At 67.2% G+C, this 19542-nt stretch carries 14 protein-coding genes; 10 read left to right on the top strand and 4 right to left on the bottom strand.

Annotation, left to right across the window (positions count from 1 at the left end):
- Positions 1-194: 194 nt before the first annotated feature.
- The 3 genes from cysT to ACP694_RS19070 all read left to right on the top strand — a co-directional run bounded on the left by cysT (position 195) and on the right by ACP694_RS19070 (position 3050).
- A complete protein-coding gene (gene cysT, locus ACP694_RS19080; RefSeq protein ID WP_426015109.1) occupies positions 195-1064 on the top strand; it encodes a sulfate ABC transporter permease subunit CysT in 870 nt (289 codons plus the stop codon).
- Positions 1064-1915 (top strand): sulfate ABC transporter permease subunit CysW, encoded by an 852-nt coding sequence (gene cysW / locus ACP694_RS19075; protein WP_426015102.1) that lies wholly within the window; start codon positions 1064-1066, stop codon positions 1913-1915. Before cysT ends, cysW begins: the two co-directional genes overlap by 1 nt.
- A gap of 115 nt (positions 1916-2030) precedes the next feature.
- Complete coding sequence (locus ACP694_RS19070; RefSeq protein WP_426015101.1) at positions 2031-3050, top strand: sulfate/molybdate ABC transporter ATP-binding protein; 1020 nt, start codon at positions 2031-2033, stop codon at positions 3048-3050.
- A 136-nt stretch (positions 3051-3186) separates the two neighbouring features.
- Here ACP694_RS19070 and ACP694_RS19065 read toward each other — a convergent pair whose 3' ends face one another.
- Genes ACP694_RS19065 through ACP694_RS19055 form a run of 3 tightly spaced genes read right to left on the bottom strand, consistent with a single transcriptional unit; the run spans position 3187 to position 6638 of the window.
- Complete coding sequence (locus ACP694_RS19065; RefSeq protein WP_426015099.1) at positions 3187-4170, bottom strand: transglutaminase family protein; 984 nt, start codon at positions 4168-4170, stop codon at positions 3187-3189.
- A gap of 28 nt (positions 4171-4198) precedes the next feature.
- On the bottom strand, positions 4199-5140 hold the full coding sequence (locus ACP694_RS19060; RefSeq protein ID WP_426015097.1) for an alpha-E domain-containing protein: 942 nt from the start codon (positions 5138-5140) through the stop codon (positions 4199-4201).
- A gap of 31 nt (positions 5141-5171) precedes the next feature.
- Complete coding sequence (locus tag ACP694_RS19055; RefSeq protein ID WP_426015107.1) at positions 5172-6638, bottom strand: circularly permuted type 2 ATP-grasp protein; 1467 nt, start codon at positions 6636-6638, stop codon at positions 5172-5174.
- A 299-nt stretch (positions 6639-6937) separates the two neighbouring features.
- Between ACP694_RS19055 and ACP694_RS19050 the strand changes: the two genes are divergently transcribed.
- The 7 genes from ACP694_RS19050 to ACP694_RS19020 all read left to right on the top strand — a co-directional run bounded on the left by ACP694_RS19050 (position 6938) and on the right by ACP694_RS19020 (position 18620).
- Positions 6938-8725: an autotransporter assembly complex protein TamA gene (locus ACP694_RS19050; RefSeq protein ID WP_426015095.1), complete on the top strand. Its 1788-nt coding sequence runs from the start codon at positions 6938-6940 to the stop codon at positions 8723-8725.
- Between the two features lie 38 nt (positions 8726-8763).
- Entirely contained in the window at positions 8764-12909 is a 4146-nt protein-coding gene (locus tag ACP694_RS19045) for a translocation/assembly module TamB domain-containing protein (RefSeq protein WP_426015092.1), read from the top strand.
- A gap of 140 nt (positions 12910-13049) precedes the next feature.
- On the top strand, positions 13050-14309 hold the full coding sequence (locus ACP694_RS19040; protein ID WP_426015090.1) for a hydrolase: 1260 nt from the start codon (positions 13050-13052) through the stop codon (positions 14307-14309).
- Entirely contained in the window at positions 14310-15314 is a 1005-nt protein-coding gene (locus ACP694_RS19035) for an arginine N-succinyltransferase (protein ID WP_426015088.1), read from the top strand. It begins immediately after the preceding gene.
- Positions 15311-16765, top strand: coding sequence for a succinylglutamate-semialdehyde dehydrogenase (gene astD, locus ACP694_RS19030; protein WP_426015086.1), 1455 nt, complete (start codon positions 15311-15313; stop codon positions 16763-16765). Before ACP694_RS19035 ends, astD begins: the two co-directional genes overlap by 4 nt.
- A complete protein-coding gene (locus tag ACP694_RS19025) occupies positions 16762-18105 on the top strand; it encodes an N-succinylarginine dihydrolase (protein WP_426015084.1) in 1344 nt (447 codons plus the stop codon). Before astD ends, ACP694_RS19025 begins: the two co-directional genes overlap by 4 nt.
- Before the next feature lie 2 nt (positions 18106-18107).
- Positions 18108-18620, top strand: coding sequence for a GNAT family N-acetyltransferase (locus tag ACP694_RS19020; protein WP_426015082.1), 513 nt, complete (start codon positions 18108-18110; stop codon positions 18618-18620).
- Here the strand turns inward: ACP694_RS19020 and ACP694_RS19015 are convergent.
- Positions 18617-19447 (bottom strand): LytTR family DNA-binding domain-containing protein, encoded by an 831-nt coding sequence (locus ACP694_RS19015; RefSeq protein ID WP_426015080.1) that lies wholly within the window; start codon positions 19445-19447, stop codon positions 18617-18619. The genes ACP694_RS19020 and ACP694_RS19015 overlap by 4 nt on opposite strands.
- Positions 19448-19542 lie beyond the last annotated feature (95 nt).

Raw genomic sequence — 19542 nt, 5'->3', positions numbered from 1 at the left:
CCCCGTGCGGGAGGACTTGGAGACAGTTTTTCTGCAAACCGCGTTTGGCTAACTCTGTTGACCCTATCGGGCCACTGGGGATTTAAGCCGAGCCTCAGCTTCACAACGTTCCGGCGCCGTTCGCGGTCTGGCGCGTTCTGTCTCTCATGGCTCCGTTTGGAGCCCGCCGCCGGATACTGGACGACGATCACCCGATGACCGCCGAGACGATTTCCATGTCCCGCCCGCCGGCCGCGCGTCGTCCGCTGTTTCGCCGTCGCTCGGCCCTGCCAGGTTTTGGCCTGACGCTGGGCGTCACCCTGACCATCCTGTCGCTGATCGTGCTGATCCCGCTGTCGGCGATCGCCATCAAGGCCTCCAGCCTTTCGCCAGCGCAGTTTGTCGCCGCCGCCTTCTCCGAACGGGCCATCGCCGCCTATCGCCTGAGCTTCGGCGCTGCCTTCGTGGCCGCCGTGATCAATGGCGTGTTCGGCGTGCTGACCACCTGGGCCCTGGTGCGCTACGATTTTCCGGGCAAGTCGGTGGTCAACGCCCTGGTTGACCTGCCCTTCGCCTTGCCCACCGCCGTGGCGGGCATCGCCCTGGCGACGCTCTATTCGCCCAATGGCTGGGTCGGGCAGTACCTGACGCCGCTGGGGATCAAGGCCGCCTACAACCCGGTCGGCGTGACCATCGCCCTGACCTTCATCGGCTTGCCCTTCGTGGTCCGCACCCTGGAGCCGGTGATGCGCGACCTGTCGGCGGATGTCGAAGAAGCCGCGGCCAGCCTGGGCGCGGGGCGCATCGACACCATCCTGCGGGTAATCCTGCCGGCCCTGGGTCCCGCCTGGTTGACCGGCTTTGCCCTGGCCTTCGCGCGGGGCGTCGGCGAATACGGCTCGGTGATCTTCATCGCCGGCAACATGCCCTACAAGTCCGAGATCGCGCCGCTGCTGATCATCATCCAGCTGGAGCAGTTCGAATATGCCAACGCCGCCGCCATCGCCCTGGTGATGCTGGGCGTGTCGTTCCTGATGCTGCTGATCATCAACGCCGTCCAAGCCTGGTCGCGGAGGTTCAGCTGATGGCTGCGACAAGAGCGCGCCACCCGACCGAAGATCCCGTCTGGGCCAAGGTCCTGATCATCGGCCTGATGCTGGTCTTCCTGGGTCTCGTCCTGATCCTGCCGCTGGTGGCGGTGTTCGCCGAGGCGCTGCGCAAGGGGCTGCAACCAGCCCTGGACGCCATCGCCACGCCCGACGCTCTGGCGGCCATCAAGCTGAGCCTGATCACCGCGGCCATCGCCGTGCCGTTCAACGCGGTGTTCGGCCTCTGCGCGTCCTGGGCGATCGCCAAGCACCATTTCCCCGGCAAGGCGCTGCTGATCACCCTGATCGACCTGCCGTTCTCGGTGTCGCCAGTGGTCGCGGGCCTGATGTACGTAATGGTCTTCGGCCTGCAGGGCTGGTTCGGCGAGCGGCTGATCGACCACGACATCAAGATCATCTTCGCCACGCCCGGCATCATCCTGGCCACGATCTTCGTGACCTTCCCGTTCATCGCCCGCGAGCTAATTCCGCTGATGCAGGAGCAGGGGGTTTCGGAGGAGGAGGCGGCCGTCTCGATGGGCGCGTCGGGCCTCTACACGTTCTGGCGGGTAACCGCGCCCAATGTGCGCTGGGGCTTGCTGTACGGCGTGCTGCTATGCAACGCCCGGGCCATGGGCGAGTTTGGCGCCGTGTCGGTGGTCAGCGGCCACATCCGCGGCTTGACCAACACCATGCCGCTGCACGTGGAAATTTTGTACAACGAGTACGACTTCGTCGCCGCCTTCGCGGTCGCCGCCCTGCTTTGCCTGCTGGCGATCCTGACCCTGGTGCTGAAGGGCGTGCTTGAGATCGCCCAACCCGACGTCAAGCGCGGCGGCGGACACTAGAGGGCGATCGCATGCGACCACCCTCTAGCTTCTTTTGTTTTGTCGCGTTTTCTTCACGCGAACCGCGCCCCACTTCGCTTGAAAACGCTTTGAATGACCGGAACGCACTGATCCCATGACCATCTCCATCCGTTCCGTCGAGAAGAAGTTCGGGCGCTATCCGGCCCTGAACCAGGTCGACCTCGAGATCGCTGACGGCGAGCTCGTGGCGCTGCTGGGCCCTTCGGGCTCGGGCAAGACGACGCTGCTGCGCACCATCGCCGGCCTGGAATTTCCCGACGAAGGCCAGGTGCTGTTCGAGAACGAGGACGTGACCTTCGCCTCGGCCGCCGCGCGCCGGGTGGGCTTTGTTTTCCAGCAATATGCGCTGTTCAAGCACATGACCGTGGCCAAGAACATCGCCTTCGGCCTCGACGTCCGCAAGGGCAAGGACAAGCCGAACAAGGCAGAGATCGCGCGCCGGGTCGACGAACTGCTGAAGCTGGTCGAGCTGGACGGCCTGGGCAAGCGCTATCCCTCGCAGCTGTCGGGCGGCCAGCGCCAGCGGGTGGCCCTGTCGCGCGCCCTGGCCGTGCAGCCCAGCGTGCTGCTGCTGGACGAGCCGTTCGGCGCCCTGGACGCCACGGTGCGCAAGTCGCTGCGCAAGGAACTGCGCCGGGTGCACGACGCCACGGGCGTCACAACCATCTTCGTCACCCACGACCAGGAAGAGGCCCTGGAGCTGGCCGACCGGGTGGCGATCCTCAATGCCGGCCGCATCGAGCAGATCGGCACGCCGGACGAGGTTCACGACCATCCGGCCACGCCCTTCGTCTGCGGCTTCGTCGGCGAGGCCAACCGTTTCGAGGGCGTGGTGAGCGGCCAGCGCTTCACCGCCGGTCCGGTCGTGCTGGCGGCCCCGAACGCCCCAGACGGCGAGGCCGTGGCCTTCGTGAGACCTCACGACCTGGTGCTGGACGCGGCCGGTTTCCCCGCCAGTGTCGAGCGGGTTGTCATCCAGGGGCCACTCGCCAATATCGACGCCTCGCTGCCTGACGGCCGCCGCATCGACATCTCTGTGGCCCGCGACGAGGCCGTCCAGTTCACCGGCGAGATAAGGCTGTCAGCCCGCCGGACGCACGTGTTCGGGGTTTAGTATTCCGCTCATCCCGGCGAACGCCGCGACCCAGATGGCATGGCTTAGAGGCTGACGCCACAAGCTCTGAGACCGTCCAATCAACCACACCGCGACAGGATCTGGGTCCCGGCATTCGCCGGGATGAGCGGATTTATTATTGCTGCTGCTGCTGACGCTGTTGGTGCTCGCGGATGGCGTCGGCGCTGGCGCGGCGGCGACTGGCGCCGAAGGGCGTGGAGGGCCGAGGCAAGCGCAGGAATTCCGGTTCCGCCACGGCGGCGCGGGCGCGGCGCACCGAGACCCCGACGGCCAGATGGCTCTCGCTGTCGCCCTTATAGACCCCCCGTGACGGGGTGACGTCGCCATAGTCGCGGCCGACCGCTACGGCCACGTGACGCTCGCCGGTCATGACATTATTAGTCGGATCAAAACCGATCCAGCGGTAGCTGGGCAGGAACACCTCGACCCAGGCGTGGGTGGCGTCCGGATCGGAGCGGTCGCCGGCCTCGCGGTCGGTGAACAGATAGCCCGAGACGTAGCGAGCCGGCATGCCCCATGAGCGACAGATGGCCAGCATGATGTGGGCGAAATCCTGGCAGACCCCGCGCTTGGCCTCCAACGCCAGATCGATCGGGCTGTCGGCGTCAGTGACCCCGGGATCATACTCGAACGCCTTGTAGATCGTGTCGCACAGCGCCTGGACGGCCGAGAACGGATCGCGGCGGCGCAGTTCTTCGATATCGTGCGCATCCATGAAGGCCTGTAGCGCCGGGGTGACCTGCACGAAGCCGTGGGGCTGGAGGTAGTCAAAACATTCGCCCCGCACGAAGCTGCTCTTCAGCCGCTCCCACTCACCCATGTCGAGCGGCATGGGCCATTCCAGCACGGGCTCGGTCTCAACGGCAGAGCGGGCGATGATGGTCAGCCCGTCATGCGGCTGGGGCACGTCGAAGTGATAAACGGCGTTGCCGAAGCTGTCGGCGTAGGAGAACACCTGGGCGGCCGGCTCGATCTCCAGCTCGAAGCTGACCAGCCGCTGGCGCGCGCTCTTCTGGGGCTGCATCCACAGCTCCATCAGGCTTTCGCGGACCGACCGCTCATAGTGATATTGCGTGATGTGACGGATCTCGAGCAGCACGGCGGAGTCTTTCTAAGCGGGCCCAGACTTAAGCAGGCAGGCGCATTTCGAGGGGATAGGCCACGAAGGTCTCATAAATCGCTTCGTGGATGCGCGAACATTCGTTGACCACGGTGGTCAGCAGGGCGCTGGCGCCCTGGGCCTGAAGCTCGTCCAGGTCCGCAAATTGGAGGCGGGCCTTGAGGCGGCCAGCCAGGCGCTCGGGACCGGTGCGGCCATTGGCCTCGGTATGACGTGCCAGGATCGCCAGGTGCTCCTCGATGCGTGAGGTGACGAAACGGATCGAGCGCGGGAAGTCCTCGTCGAAGACCAGGAATTCGAGGATGTGGCGCGGCTCGATCTCGGCGGTATAGACCCGCAGATAGGGCTCCAGGGCACAGGCCATCCGTAGCAGGCTGACCAAGGCGATGTGGTCGTTGATCACCCGGCCCGGTCCCTCGGCGAAGCAGACTTCCAGCAGGCTCGAGACCAACTGGGCGCGCTCCAGATACATCCCGACCATCATGAACCGCCAGCTCTCGCCATGGCTCATCGTGGTGTCGGCCGCGCCCTTGAATAGGTGAACGTCGGAAATCACGTCGTGCAGGAAGTTGGCCGAGCCGTCGGCGAATTCGCGACCGGCGTTCTCGTCGGTGACCCGCAGATAGAGCAGGTTCAGCCGCTCCCAGGTCTCGGTGGTGATCTGGTCGCGGACCTGCCGGGCATTTTCGCGAGCCCTCGCCAGCGACGAGACCACCGAATTGGTGTCGGCCCGGTCAAGCACCAGCGACCGAGCCGCCTCGAATGGGGCCAAGGCGCCGCTCTCGGCCTTGCCCACGGCCGATAGGGCGATCCACACGGCCTGGGCGCCGGCGTCGGTTTGGTCGAGCGTGGCGTTGAGCATCACGCTCGACAGCCGCGACAGGTGCTCGGCCCGTTCCATGTAACGGCCCAGCCAGTAGAGGCTGTCGGCCACCCGAGCGAGCATCATACGAGCGACCCTTCACTCAAAAAAACCAACATCATGCCAGGCCTCCCGCGCCGTTCGACGGCGTCTCTTCCGACAGCACCCAGGTGTCCTTGGAGCCGCCGCCCTGGCTGGAATTGACCACTAGCGAGCCGCGCTTCAGGGCCACCCGTGTCAGGGCGCCGGGCGTCACCACGGTCTTCTCGCCCGACAGGATGAAGGGCCGCAGGTCGACGTGGCGCGGCTCAATGCGGCCGTCGACCAGGCAGGGGGCGGTCGACAGCTGGATGGTCGGCTGGGCAATGTAGTTGGCCGGGTCTGCGGCCAGGGCGTCGGCGAAGTCCGAGCGCTCCTGGGCCGAGGCGTGGGGCCCGATCAGCATGCCATAGCCGCCGGACGCCCCCACAGCCTTGACCACCAGCTTGTCCAGATTGGCCAGCACGTGGCTCAGCTGGGCCGGCTCGCGGCAGAGGAAGGTCTCGATATTGGGCAGGATGGCGTCCTCGCCGAGGTAGTATTTGATGATCTCCGGCACATAGGCGTAGACGGCCTTGTCGTCGGCCACCCCGGTGCCGGGCGCGTTGCATATCACCACATTGCCGGCCCGATAGGCGTTGAACAGGCCTGCGGCCCCCAGCGACGAATCGCGGCGGAAGGCGAGGGGATCGATGAAGTCGTCGTCGACCCGGCGATAGATCACGTCCACCCGGCGCAGGCCCGTGGTTGTGCGCATGTAGACCATGTTGTCATGGACCACGAGGTCGCGTCCCTCGACCAGCGGCACGCCCATCAAGCGCGCCAGATAGGCGTGCTCGTAATAGGCTGAGTTGTAGACGCCGGGGGTTAGCACCACGACCTGCGGATTGGACCGCCAATCGGCGCTCATGCTTTTCAGCGTGGCCAGCAGCAGGTCGGGATAGCGCTCGACCGGCCGCACGCCGGCCTCACGATAGGCGCCGGGAAAGGTTCGCTTGGAGGCGTCGCGGTTGGCCAGCATGTAGGACACGCCAGACGGCACCCGCAGATTGTCCTCCAGCACGGCGAATTCGCCGTCCTGGCCCCGGATCAGGTCGCTGCCACAGACATTGGCGTAGGACTTGTGCGGCACATAGACGTTCTGCATCTCGCGGCGGTACGAAGGGGCGCCCAGCACCAGTTCGCGCGGCACGACGCCATCCATCAGGATCTGCTGGTCGCCGTAGATGTCGGCCAGGAACATGTTCAGCGCTTGCAGGCGCTGGATCAGGCCGGCCTCGATCTTGGCCCACTCCTGGGCAGGCAGGATGCGAGGGAAAAGGTCGGTAGGGATGATCCGCTCGGTCGCGCTGTCGGCGCCATAGACCGTGAACGTGATCCCTTGAAGCAGGAAGGACCGCTCCAGCATGCGTTGGCGATCGGCCAGCTCGCCGGCGCCGAGGGTTGAGATGCGGGTTTGCAAGGCCGCGTAATGGCCCCGGACTTCGCCGCCCTGGGCGATCATCTCGTCATAGGGGACACCCGGCAGATAGGCCGCCCCCGTCATGGGCAGGCTGGGGGAGTTGTCGATGTCCTGAATTTTCGCCGCCACGCCTGTGTCCACTCTATCCGCCCTGCACGCCGAATTGGGCCAGCATGTTCGCCTCAACCTAGAACGTCGCCCAGCCGCGAGCGGCGCTTTTCTCGCCGAGTCATCTCGATGTGCATGACTGCCCAGTATTTGGGCGCCTTTGGCCAGGCGAGAGAAGCGCTTGGCTAAGCTGTTCCGTTGCATTCGTGGCGTGACACGCGGCAGGGGGACGACTAACAGGGGTTCGGGGGCGTTCCGCGCGGGGACCTGAAGGCTTGGTGCGTAAGAGATTTGCCCTTGGCGTAACCGTCGCGACCCTGTTGGTCGCGGGCCACGCCAGTGCGAACGAACCCACGGCGACCATTACAGGCGTCGAGGATCGTGCGCTCCGCGAGGCGATTCAGCGCGCCATGTCGGAAGCGAAGAATCCGCCGCGAAGCCGCTCTGAAGCCCGGCGCCGGGCGCGAGACGCTGGCGACGTCGTCGTCGCCGTGCTCAGGGCTGAAGGGTATTACGGCTATGTCGTCGAGCCCGATGTCAGCGAAGCCGACCCGCCTCGCGCCGTTCTGAAGATTATACCAGGCCCGGTGTTCGTGATCGCTGATCCGAAGCTGGCCTGGATCGGCGCGCCGCCGGACGAGGGCGTCGTCAAGCGCGCCGAGAGCGTCATCCGCTTGACGCCGGGGGAACCCGGGCGGGCCGCTGATGTGCTGGCGGCCGAGGGGCGCGTCGTCGCGCAGGTGCAGCAGTTGGGCTATGCCGACGCCGCCGCCGAGCCGCGCGAAGTGATCGTCGACCACGCCGACCACACCGTCCGCCCGACCTTTCAAGTCGCCGCCGGCGACCTGGTCAAGGTTGACGGCGTGGAGGTAGTCACCCACGGGCGATCCAACCCCGCCTGGGTCCAGCACTTGGCGCCCTGGACGATGGGCGATGTTTACCAGCCCGACGACATCGCCGAATTGGAGCGCCGGCTGCGGGACACAGGCGTCTACGACACCGTTTCCGTCTCGTTGGCCCCCAAGGAAAAGCTGCGCCCTGATGGCCTGCGCCCGGTGATGGTGACGCTGTCGGATCGGAAGTCCAAGATGATCGAACTGGGCGCGGGATACTCGTCTACCGACGGCCCCGGCGTCGACGCCAAGTGGATCCGCTACAACCGGTTCCGCCGCGCCGACACCACCACCCTGACGGCCCGCCTGGCCAAGCTCGACAGCCGACTTGAAGCCGAACTGGCCTTGCCGCATTGGCGGCGCAGCCAGCAAACCCTCAAGCTCGACACCTCGATTTTTCGTGACGACACCGACGCCTATCTGGAAACTGGAGCCCATATCGGCGCCGACCTGACCCGTCGCCTGCGCCCCACCGTCTATCGCACCTATGGCGTGGCCTTGGACTTGTCGCAGATCGACTCGCTGACGACCGAAAACGGCTTGACCACCAGCACGCGCCAGAACTTCGCGACCCTGACCACGACGGCCGCCTACGCCTGGGATAAGTCCGACAGCGTGCTGGACCCGACCAAGGGCTGGCGACTGGAGGTCCAGGGCGAGCCCACCGCCATTACCGGCGACACGACGATGGCCTTCCTGAAGGTGCAGGCCCAGACCTCGGCCTATCTGCCCTTTGGCAAGGGCGCCAAGACGGTGATCGCCGGCCGGTTCAAGGCCGGCCAGATCTTGGGCGGCGCCATGCCGGAAACGCCGGCGTCCCGGCGCTTCTATGCGGGCGGCGGCGGCTCGGTGCGGGGCTATTCCTACCAGGCCATCGGCCCGCGCATCGACAACACCACCACGCCGCAAGGCGGGCTTTCGCTGCTGGAGACCTCGCTCGAGGTCCGCCACCGTTTCACCGAGCACTGGGGCGGGGTGGCCTTCATCGACGCCGGCGGCGTCGGCGTAGACAAGTGGCCGAGCGGCGACGACTTCGGGGTCGGTGTCGGCCTTGGCGTCCGTTATGATCTCGGTTTCGGCCCGATCCGCGCCGACATCGCCATGCCGCTCAGCAAGCGTGAGGGCGACCCGGCGTTCCAACTCTACATCAGCATCGGGCAAAGCTTTTGACCGACGCATCGCCGCCGCCCCAAACAGAGCCAGAGACCGTGCCCGAAGCCGCCGTAGAGGCGGTGGTCAAGGTCGCGCGCAAGATTGGCTGGCCGGGCCTGCTGATGATCGTCTCCGTCAGCCTGGTGCTGATCGTCGCGCTGCTGCTAGGCGGCGTCCGCTTCGGCGCGATCACGCCGCAGGGGCGCGCCTTCCTGGAAGCGCGGACCAGCGGCCTGAAGCTGGGCCGCATCGGCCGCCTCAAGATCGAGGGCCTGAGCGGCGATATCTGGCGCGAGTTCGGCGTGCGCCGCCTGACGATCAGCGACGAAAAGGGCGTCTGGCTCGAAGCCGCCGACCTACGCGTCGACTGGAAGGCCACTGAACTGTTTGGGCGACGGTTCCACGCCAACGACATCCGGGCGCGCCAGGTCACCGTGCTGCGCCGTCCGACTCTCACGCCCAAGGGAAAGTCGAGCGCCGCGCCCGTGTCGATCGCTATCGACCATCTGGCCCTGCGCCTGGTTACGCGACCGGAATTCAGCCGTCAGGCCGGCGATTTCGACATGAGCGGCGACTATGAATCGGAGCGCTTCGGCGGGCAGAAGGGCAATCTGGCTGTGCTTAGCCGCATGCACGCCGGTGACCATCTGAAACTGGTCTTCGACCTGGGCCGAGACAAGACCTTGCTGCTTGACGCCCAGGCTCAGGAGGCCAACGGCGGCGCCCTGGCCGGGGCGCTGGGTCTGTCGCCCGACCGGCCTTTCGACCTCGACGCCAAGGCCACCGGCACCACCAGCCAAGGCGCCTTCACCGTTCTGGCGCGCTCGGGCGCGGCCACGCCGCTGAAGGCGGGCGGCGCCTGGAACGCCCAGGGCGGTTCGGCCGCCGGGCATATCGATCTGGCCGCCTCCACCTTGACCGATCGCGAGGAAAAGATGTTCGGCGCGGACGCCGCCTTCTCGATCGTTGGGCGCAAGGCTGGCGCGTTGAACGATCTCGACGTCAAGATCGACAGCCCGAACCTGAACCTTACCGCACATGGCCTGGCCGACTTGGCCAAGCGCGTCACTGGATCCGCTGGCCTGGCGTTCAACGCCAGGGTGAAGGACCTGTCGAAGATCACGCCGATGCCCGAGCTGGGCGCCGGCGTGGCCGACGGCGTGTTTCGCCTCGACGCGCAGGGTTTCTCGATCGACGGCCGTGTCGATGTTCGCGACCTCTCCTGGCTGGGCTATCGGCTGGCTCGCGCCAGGGGGCCGGCCAGCGTCGCCTGGAGGCGCGGCGAATTGGTGATCAAGGCCGACGCCACCACCGAGGGCGGGGCGGGCGAGGGCCTGCTGGCCGTGCTGGGGCGCACGCCGTCGGTTCAGTTCGAGGGGGCGCAGCTCAAGGACGGCCGCTTCCTGATCCGTTCGGCCAAGGTGAATGCGCCCAACCTCGTGGTCCTGGCCCAGGGCGAGCGAGGCATTTTGGGCGGCCTTTCGTTCAAGGGTGAGGCCAAGATTGGCTCCCTGGCGCCGGTTCGGCCTGGCATGGCCGGCCAGGTCACCGCCAAGTGGTCGGCCAGCCAGTCGGCCGGCAAGCCGTGGATGCTGACGGCCGACGCCCGAGGCGCCAATTTCGCCTCGGGTCTTTCGGAGCTGGATCGCCTGCTGGGCAAGACTCCGCGTCTGGAAGCCCGCGCGGCTTGGGCGGACAATCGCCTGTCGGTGGCCGACGCCAAGCTCGACGGCGCCGCCGCCTCGGTGCGGACCTCGGGTGTGCTTGGTCCGGGACCCGCCCTGGGGTTCAAGCTGGATTGGACGGCGACAGGACCCTTCCGCGCTGGTCCGGTGGAGATCGCCGGCAAGGCCAAGGGCACGGGCGCGGTAACCGGAACGCTCACGGCGCCCAAGGCCGACCTGATCGCTGATTTCGACTCGATCGACGTGCCGCGCCTGCCGTTGAAGGACGCCCACATCGTGCTGTCTTTCGCCAAGCGGGCCGATGGCGCCGACGGCGTGGTGACGATTAACGCTGGCAGTACCTATGGTCCGGCGCGTGGCCACGCGGCGTTCAACTTCGCGCAGGGCGGACTTGAGCTCTCCGACCTCGATGTCGACGCCGGCGGGGCCGCGGCCAAGGGCGCGGTCTCGCTACGCAGCGGCCACCCCGCGACCGCGGACCTTACCGTCAACGTCGGCCCTGGGGCCTTTCTGGCGCAGGGCGCGGTGAAGGGCACGGCCAAGATCGTCGATAGCGCGGCCGGTCCTGCCGCGCAGATCGACCTCGTCGCCGATGATGTGGTCGGCGGCGCCTGGAAGGTCCGTCACGCGGCGATCAAGGCGTTCGGGCCCATGAACCGCCTACCGCTGACGCTGGACGCGCGCGGCGAAGCGCCATCCGGGCGTTGGACGCTCGCCGGGTCGGGCGTGCTGAGCGAGGCGGGCGATCAATATCTGCTCGCCCTCGACGCCAACGGCGCCATGGGCCGAACGACGGTCAAGACGCGCGAAGCGGCGCAAATCCGCTTCGGTGGCCCCCGCACCAGCGCGCGCCTACGGCTGGCCGTCGGTGACGGCCAGGCCGCCCTGGACGCCGATGTCGGCGGCGACCTCGCCACGCTGCGCGCGGAACTGGTCGGAGTAAGTTTGACCGCCCTGAACTCAGACCTGGTCGGCAGGATCGATGCCCGCGCCACGCTCAATGGTTCTGGTCCCGTACTGACGGGTGATTTCAACGCCACGCTGACGGGAGCCCGGGAGCGCGGCTCAAAGCCTGAACAATCGCTGAACGCTCAGATTCGTGGGGCGCTGCGCGACAGCCAGATGACCATCAACGCCACCAGTTCCAATAGCCAGGGCCTGAGCGCCCAGGCAGATGTGACCCTGGCCACCGTGGCCTCGGCCAAGCCGTTCCACTTGGCGATCGATCGGACCCGACAGGTGCTTGGTCGTTTCCAGGCTCGTGGCGAAATCAAACCCCTGTGGGATCTTCTTGGCAGTTCCGAGCGCAGCGTGTCGGGCAAGATTGACGCCGATGGCTCGCTGGCCGGCACCCTCGCCGATCCCCGCCTGACCGGTCGCGCCAGCCTTGAGGGTGGCCGGGTGGATGACGGCCAGACGGGCTTCAGCCTTCGTGACGTCAATGTCAGCGTGGCGCTGGCCGACAACGCCATCGACGTCAGCAAGGCGACGGCTGGCGACGGGCAGGGCGGCACGTTGTCGGGCGCCGGGCGCATCAGCCTGGCCCGCGGTGGCGTGGGCAGCTTCCGCCTGGACCTCAAGGGTTTCAAGGTCATCGACAACGACCTGGCCTCCGCCACGGCCACCGGCCAGACGACGATCAACCGTGGCGCGGACGGCAAGGTCAAGCTGACCGGCGCCCTGGTGCTCGACCGCGCCGACGTCTCGGCCCAGACCAAGACGCCAGTCGGCGTGGCGTCCATGGATGTGGTTGAACGCAATCGCCCAGCCGACCTGCAGCAAGGCGTCGAGCCACGCAAGGTCACGCCGGGTTCGGGAATGACGCTGGACGTTACCCTGAAGGCTCCGCGCCGGATCTTCGTGCGTGGCCGGGGGCTCGACGCCGAACTGTCGCTGGACGCCCATGTCGGCGGTTCGACCAACAGCCCGACGCTGGACGGCGAGGCGCGGATCGTGCGCGGCGAGTACGATTTCGCCGGCAAGCGGTTCGAATTCGCGGACGAGGGCGTGGTGCGCCTGGCCACCCAGCTCGACCGTATCCGGCTGGACCTGACGGCGGTCCGCGAAGACCCGACCCTGACGGCCGTTGTGCGCATTCAGGGCACGGCCGCCAAGCCCGAGATCACGCTGACCTCCAAGCCGGCACTGCCGAGCGACGAGGTGCTGTCGCAGGTGCTGTTTGGATCGTCGGCCGCCAACCTGTCCCCGATCGAGGCCGCGCAACTGGCCTCGGCCCTCGCGGCCCTGGCCGGCGGCGGGGGTTTCGACGTGATCGGCAACCTGCGCAGCCTGGCCGGTCTGGACCGGCTGTCCTTCGCCGAAAGCGCCACGGGTATGACGGTTTCCGGCGGCAAGTATGTCACCGACGACGTCTATGTGGAGATCATCGGCGGCGCGCGCGATGGTCCCGCCGCTCAGGTCGAGTGGCGTATTCGCCGGACCCTGTCGCTGGTCTCCAAAATCGGCGGCCAAGGCGACGCCCAGCTTTCGGTGCGGTGGAGAAAAGACTATCAATGATCTGGCTTCCGGCTGATCCCCGCGCGACCGATCAGGGTCCGGAGCAAGGCTGTTGCGCGGACACCCGGTTTTCCCAGGCAAGGAAGCACGAAACGTCCGCGGCCCTTGGTTTAGGTTGAACTGAGGGAGACACAGATTTCATGCGACTCAATGACGAAGATCGCGCGGTGCTGGATCATCTGGCCGGCCAAGGCGCGCTGATCATTGAGCGAGCGATTGCTTGGTGCGCGATAAATTCCGGAAGCCATCATCTGGCAGGTCTTGAGCGCCAGCGGCAAAGTCTGCTCGAAGCCTTCGCGGGCCTGCCGGCGGCTCCGACCGAGATACCGCTGGCCGCTTCGCCGGAGATCGGCGCCAATGGCAAAATCGGCGAGCGCGCCCATCCGTCGGCGATCGCGGTCGTGGTGCGGCCCGAGGCGCCGGTCCAAGTCGTGCTGACCGGCCACTATGACACCGTCTATCCCGAAACCAGCAGCTTCCAGACCGTGACGACGCGCGCCGACGGGGCCCTGCACGGACCGGGCATCGCCGACATGAAGGGCGGAATCTCGGTGATGCTGGCGGCGCTGGAGGCTTTCGAGCGTCATCCGCTGGCTGGCCGCGTCGGCTACCGCGTGCTGCTGTCGCCGGATGAGGAGATCGGCTCGGTCGCCTCGGCCCCGATCCTGGCGGAATTCGCTCGCCTGGGGCATGTCGGCCTGACCTACGAGCCGGCGCTGGCCGACGGCTCGCTGGCCAGCGCTCGCAAGGGCTCGGGCAACTTTCACGTCGTGGTCCACGGTCGAGCCGCCCACGCCGGCCGCGACTTCGCCGCCGGCCGCAACGCGGTGATGGAGGCGGTGCGCATCGCCCAGGCCCTGCACGCCCTGAACGGCCAGCGCGAGGGCGTCACCTGCAACATCGCCAAGATCGACGGCGGCTCGCCGCTGAACATGGTGCCAGACGTCGCGGTGGTGCGCTTCAATGTCCGCTTCCCGGCCGCCGAGGACGCGGCCTGGTTCCAGGACGAGGTCGATCGGATCGTCGCCTCGACCACGGGGGAGGGCCTGCACGCTCACCTGCATGGCCGCGTCACCCGTGGCGCCAAGCCCTTCAACGCCGCGCAGCAGCGCCTGTTCGGCGCGGTGAAGGCGGTCGGCGCCTTGCTGGGGCAAGAGATCGGCTGGAAGCCGTCGGGCGGCGTCTGCGAAGGCAACAATCTGTTCGCTTCGGGCCTGCCCAATGTCGATACGCTGGGCGTGCGCGGCGGCGACATCCACAGCGAGGCCGAACATGCTTGGCCAGACAGCTTTGTGGAGCGCGCCCAGCTATCGGCCCTGATCCTGATGAAGCTGGCGAGCGGCGAGATCGACGGTCCCGCCTTGCGCGCGGCCATGACCGACCTCGCGGAGACTGTTTGAATGCTTGTCGTCCGTCCCGCCGTGCCTGCTGATTTCGACAGCCTGATGGAGTTGGCCGTCCTGTCGGGCCGCGGCTTCACCAGCCTGCCGGAGGATGAGCAAACGCTGCGCTCCCGGCTTGCCTTGTCCCAGGCCAGCTTCCACTCCGAGGTCGCCGCGCCCGAGGCTTGGTACACCCTGATGCTCGATGACCTAGAGGCCGGCGACGTGATCGGCGTGGCCGGGGTCAAGGCGGGCGTGGGTTTGAAGCGGCCGCATTTCTCGTTCCGCGTCGTGACCTTGGCGCAGTCTTCTCCCACGCTCGACAAGCGTTTCGACCACCGCGCCCTGGTGCTGGTCAACGAGTGCGCCGGCTGGTCGGAGGTCGGCTCGCTGTTCCTCAAGCCCGAGCGTCGCAAGGGCGGGGCCGGGCGCTTGCTGGCCCAGTCGCGCTACATGCTCATTGGCCTGGAGCCGCAGCGCTTCGCCGAGATGGTGCTGGCCGAACTGCGCGGCTGGTTCGACGAGGACGGCAGCTGTCCGTTCTGGGACCACGTGGCCAGCAAATTCTTCCGGCTCGAGTTCGACGAGGCCGACATGATGAGCGCGTCGACCGATGGCCAGTTCATCCTCGATCTGGCGCCGCGACACCCGATCTACGCCGAGCTGCTGCCACAACCCGCTTCGGAGACCATCGGCCGGGTGCATCGCGAGGGCGAGGCGGCCCGCGCCATGCTGGAGACCGAGGGCTTCCGATTTTCCGGTCTCGTGGACATCTTCGACGCTGGCCCAACCGTGGCGGCCCGGCGCGACGACATCAAGACGGTGCGAGAAGGGCGGCGGCTACGCGTCAGGCTGGGTGAAGACGCCTATGGCGAGGAAGCGCTGATCTGCTCTGGGGCGGTATCGAGTTTTCGGGCGGTGCGCACACCCGTGCTGATCGATGGCGAGAGCGCGATCATCGGCCGCGACGCGGCTTCGGCCCTGGGAGTCCAGGACGGCGAAATGGTGCGGGTGAAGGCATGAGCGGCGGCGTGTTCATCGATGGCGTGTGGCGCGCGGGCGCCGGCGCCGAGGCGGTCTCGATCGACCCGACGACAGGCGCGGTGATCTGGCGCCAGGCGACGGCTTCGACGGCCGACGTGGTCGCGGCGCTCGCGGCGGCGCGCAAGGCGTTCCTGGCCTGGGGCGACCGTCCGCGTGACGAGCGGATCGCCGTCATGCGCCGCTACAAGGACGTGCTGGTGGCGCGCACCAGCGACTTCGCCGAGGCCCTGAGCCGCGAGACCGGCAAGGCGCTCTGGGAGACCAAGGCCGAGCTGGGCTCGATGGCCGGCAAGGTCGAGGCGTCGATCAAGGCCTATGAGGAACGCACGGGCGAGCACGAGAGCGCGATGGCCTTTGGCCGCGCCGTGCTGCGTCACCGACCGCATGGTGTGATGGCCGTGCTGGGACCATTCAATTTCCCCGGCCACCTGCCTAACGGTCATATCGTCCCAGCGCTGCTGGCCGGCGACACTGTGGTTTTCAAGCCGTCGGAAGAAACGCCGCTGGCCGGCCAACTGCTGGTCGAGGCTCTAGAGGCGGCGGGCGTGCCGGACGGTGTCGTCAACCTAGTCCAGGGCGGCCGGGAGGTGGGCCAGGCGCTGATCGACCAGGAGATCGACGGCCTGCTGTTCACCGGCTCGGCGCAGGCCGGGGCGTTCTTCCGCCGCCACTTCGCCGATCGGCCCGATGTGATCCTGGCGCTGGAACTGGGCGGCAACAATCCGCTGGTGGTCTGGGACGCCGGCGACGTCCAGGCGGTGGCGGCCTTGGTCGTGCAGTCGGCCTTCATCACCACTGGCCAGCGATGCTCCTGCGCGCGCAGACTGATCGTTCGCGACGACGCGAGCGGGAAGGCGGTGATTGACGCGGTGGCTGCCTTGGCCGAGCGCCTGGTCATCGGCGCCTGGAACGGCGGGGAGGAACCTTTCATGGGACCGCTGATCTCCGATCGGGCCGCCGCCATGGCTTTAGCCGGATCCAAGGCGATGCCCGGCAAGGCGTTGCGCGCCATGACGTCGGTCGATGGGCTGAGCGGCGCCTTTGTCTCGCCTGGCTTGGTCGACGTGACCGGTGAGATAATCCCCGACGAAGAGCTTTTCGCGCCGCTGCTGCAGGTGCGCCGGGTCGGTTCGCTCGACGAAGCAATCGCCGCCGCCAATGCCACCCGATACGGTCTGTCGGCGGGTCTTATCTCCAGTGAAACAGCGCATTGGGAGCATTTCCTGAAGCGTATCCGAGCCGGCGTCGTCAACTGGAACCGGCCGACCACGGGCGCGGCCGGGACCATGCCGTTCGGAGGCCTTGGCAGCTCGGGCAACCACCGCCCCAGCGCCTATTACGCGGCAGACTATTGCGCTTATCCCGTGGCCAGTTTCGAAGCGCCAAGCGTCACCAATACCCTTCGCGATATCAAGGGCCTGCGGGAATGACCTCCCGCGCCGTCGAGGCCAATTGCGACGGGCTCGTCGGGCCGACACACTCCTATGTCGGGTTGTCGCCCGGCAATATCGCCAGCCAGGCCAATGCCGGCGAGGCCTCCAACCCACGCGCCGCAGTGCTGGAGGGGCTGACCAAGATGCGCCAGCTGGCCGACTGGGGGCTGCCGCAGTTCGTGCTGCCGCCGCATGAGCGGCCAGATTTGGCGCTGCTGCGGTCGATCGGCTTCTCAGGTTCCGACGCCAAGGTGTTGGAAACAGCGTGGAAACAGGCTCCGGCCTTGGCCGCTACGTCCTGCTCGGCATCGCCGATGTGGGCGGCCAATGCCGCGACCGTCACGCCCAGTGCCGATACCGCTGATGGCCGCGTGCATTTCACGCCGGCCAACCTGCTGACCAACCTGCATCGCAGTCTCGAGGGCGAGCAGACCACGCGGTCTCTTCGCCGCCTGTTCTCCGACGAGGCCCGGTTCGCCGTGCACGACCCGCTGCTGGCCCAACCGCACTTCGCCGACGAAGGCGCAGCCAACCATGTGCGGCTTTGCGCCGATCACGGTGAGGCCGGCGTCAACCTGTTCGTGTGGGGTCGCGAAGCCTGGGAGCGCTGGGAAGGTCGCTATCCGGCCCGCCAGACCCGCGAGGCCTTCGAGGCGGTCGAGCGGCGGCATGGCGCGGCCCGGGGTGTCTTTGCGCGTCAGGGCATGGCGGCGATCAATGGCGGGGCGTTTCACAACGACGTGGTCTGCGTGGGCACTCGGGAGTGCCTGCTGTTTCACGAACGGGCCTTCGAGGATCGCGCGGCGATGGAGGCCGGTGTGCGCCGCGCCGCCCAGGGGCTGTTTGAACCGACCTTCGTGGAGATCAGCGAAGCCGACCTGCCGATGGACGACCTGGTGAAAAGCTATCTCTTCAACTCCCAGCTCCTGGTCCTGCCCGGCGAGGACCGCTTGGTGCTGCTCGCCCCCGGCGAAACCCGCGACAACCCACGCGCCCACGCGGCGGCTCAGGCGCTGGCCAGCTCCAACGGTCCCATAGGTCGAGTGGAATATGTCGATGTGCGGCAAAGCATGCGCAACGGCGGTGGTCCTGCGTGCCTGCGGTTGCGCGTCGTGTTGACCGAGGTCGAGCTGGCGGCGACGAACGCCGGTCAACGGTTCGACGCCGCGCTGCACGAGCGCCTGAACCTGTGGGCCGCCCGCCGCTATCGCGATCGCCTGGCGCCGGCAGACCTGATCGACCCTTCCTTAATCGTCGAGGGCCGCGAGGCGTTGGACGAGCTGACGACGATCCTCAAGCTCGGTGGCGACTTCTATCCATTTCAGCGAGTTGCCTGAGCATGAGCGACTTCATCGTCCGACCCGCCATGCCGGAAGACGCGGCGGCCATCCTGGCGCTCCATCGCCGGGTCGCGGCGGAGCCTGGCGGCCTAGCGCGGCAGCCGGAGGAGGTCACTGAGGACTATGTCGCCCACGCCATGTCCGCGGCGGATGACGGGGGCTTCAACCTCTTGGCGGTTGGCGCGGACGGCGGCCTGTGCGGCGAACTTCACGTCGAGCGAATGAAGGTCCGGATCTTCGCCCATGTTCTGACCGATCTCACAGTGGCGGTCGATCCAGTCTGGCAGGGAAGGGGCGTCGGCTCAGCCTTGTTTCGCGCCCTGATCGAAGCTGCGCGCCAGGCCAGCCCACCCGTGCGCCGGATCGAGCTGTGGACCGGCGCGGCCAATCTCGGGGCTCAACGGCTCTACCAGCGCCTGGGGTTTCAGATCGAGGGGCGAATGATCGCCCGCGGTCGACTGCCGGATGGCGGCGTGGACGACGACATCGTCATGGGTCTGCTGCTCGACTAGCCGCGCAGCGCCGCCAGCGCCGTCGGGAATCGCCTCGAAAGCGGGGCCTCGATATCGCCCAGCTCGACGGCATAGTCACCGGATCCCGCCGGCCGGAGTCCGCTCACCCGCGCCGGATTGACAAGCCACGAGCGATGAATACGAACGAAGCCGTGTTCGCTGAGCCGGGTTTCGAGGCCGTTGAGGGACGAGCGCATCAACGGCCGCCGACCGTCGCGGAGCAGGAACTCGGTGTAGTTGCCCGCCGAACGCACGGCCAGGATTTCATCGACGGTGACGCGCAAGAGTCGAGCGCCGTCTCGGATGTCAAACGTGGCCGGGGCAGAGGGCGCTTGGGCCGATATGCCCGCCTGACGTCCGCTTCGCCGCAACGAGAGGTAACAGATGATCGAGGCCAGGCCATAGGCCATCATGTCCTTGCGGAATTCGTAGGGGAATTCGGTGGACAGCGACCCGAACTGATAAGGCTGATGCAGCAGCACGAAATAGGCTGCCTTGCGGAGCAGGACGAAGCCGCTGACGTGCAGCATCGAATAGATCACGACTGCCAAAACGTGAACGGGCGCGGCCTGCCACCAGCGTGGCGACGCCCGCGTGGTCCATAGCGCCACCAACGCCGGAATAGCGAAGATCACCAGCGTCACCAAGGCGCTGCTGCCCTCCCATATCGCGGGCGCCAGCGTGCCAAGGCGCGAGGCGTCATGCCTGATGGTCAGGACGTTGACGACGGCGATACAGGAGATCAGACCCACGCCGAGAAGCCAGGCGCGCCAAATGCCTTGCCGCTCCTCGCCGCTCATCCCGAAAACCGCGCCGCTGGCCGCCAATCGGTTTCCGCTCGTCCCTGCCAAGCCCCGCTGATCCCGTGGGTCTTGGCCTGTGGCGCGGGGCTGGGCCACGACCTTGTCATCCTTATTCAAAC

Origin of the sequence: Caulobacter sp. DWR2-3-1b2, assembly GCF_049896345.1 — a bacterium.
GTDB lineage: Bacteria > Pseudomonadota > Alphaproteobacteria > Caulobacterales > Caulobacteraceae > Caulobacter.
This window is presented reverse-complemented; position numbering and strand designations above follow the sequence as displayed.

What these genes read in the sequence shown, in the direction of transcription:
- astD (WP_426015086.1), top strand. Translation starts at nt 15,311, where the DNA reads ATGAGCGGCGGCGTGTTCATCGATGGCGTGTGGCGCGCGGGCGCCGGC.
- ACP694_RS19060 (WP_426015097.1), bottom strand. Translation starts at nt 5,140, where the DNA reads ATGATGCTCGCTCGGGTGGCCGACAGCCTCTACTGGCTGGGCCGTTAC.
- ACP694_RS19035 (WP_426015088.1), top strand. Translation starts at nt 14,310, where the DNA reads ATGCTTGTCGTCCGTCCCGCCGTGCCTGCTGATTTCGACAGCCTGATG.
- ACP694_RS19040 (WP_426015090.1), top strand. Translation starts at nt 13,050, where the DNA reads ATGCGACTCAATGACGAAGATCGCGCGGTGCTGGATCATCTGGCCGGC.
- ACP694_RS19070 (WP_426015101.1), top strand. Translation starts at nt 2,031, where the DNA reads ATGACCATCTCCATCCGTTCCGTCGAGAAGAAGTTCGGGCGCTATCCG.
- cysW (WP_426015102.1), top strand. Translation starts at nt 1,064, where the DNA reads ATGGCTGCGACAAGAGCGCGCCACCCGACCGAAGATCCCGTCTGGGCC.
- ACP694_RS19055 (WP_426015107.1), bottom strand. Translation starts at nt 6,638, where the DNA reads ATGACGGGGGCGGCCTATCTGCCGGGTGTCCCCTATGACGAGATGATC.
- cysT (WP_426015109.1), top strand. Translation starts at nt 195, where the DNA reads ATGACCGCCGAGACGATTTCCATGTCCCGCCCGCCGGCCGCGCGTCGT.
- ACP694_RS19020 (WP_426015082.1), top strand. Translation starts at nt 18,108, where the DNA reads ATGAGCGACTTCATCGTCCGACCCGCCATGCCGGAAGACGCGGCGGCC.
- ACP694_RS19025 (WP_426015084.1), top strand. Translation starts at nt 16,762, where the DNA reads ATGACCTCCCGCGCCGTCGAGGCCAATTGCGACGGGCTCGTCGGGCCG.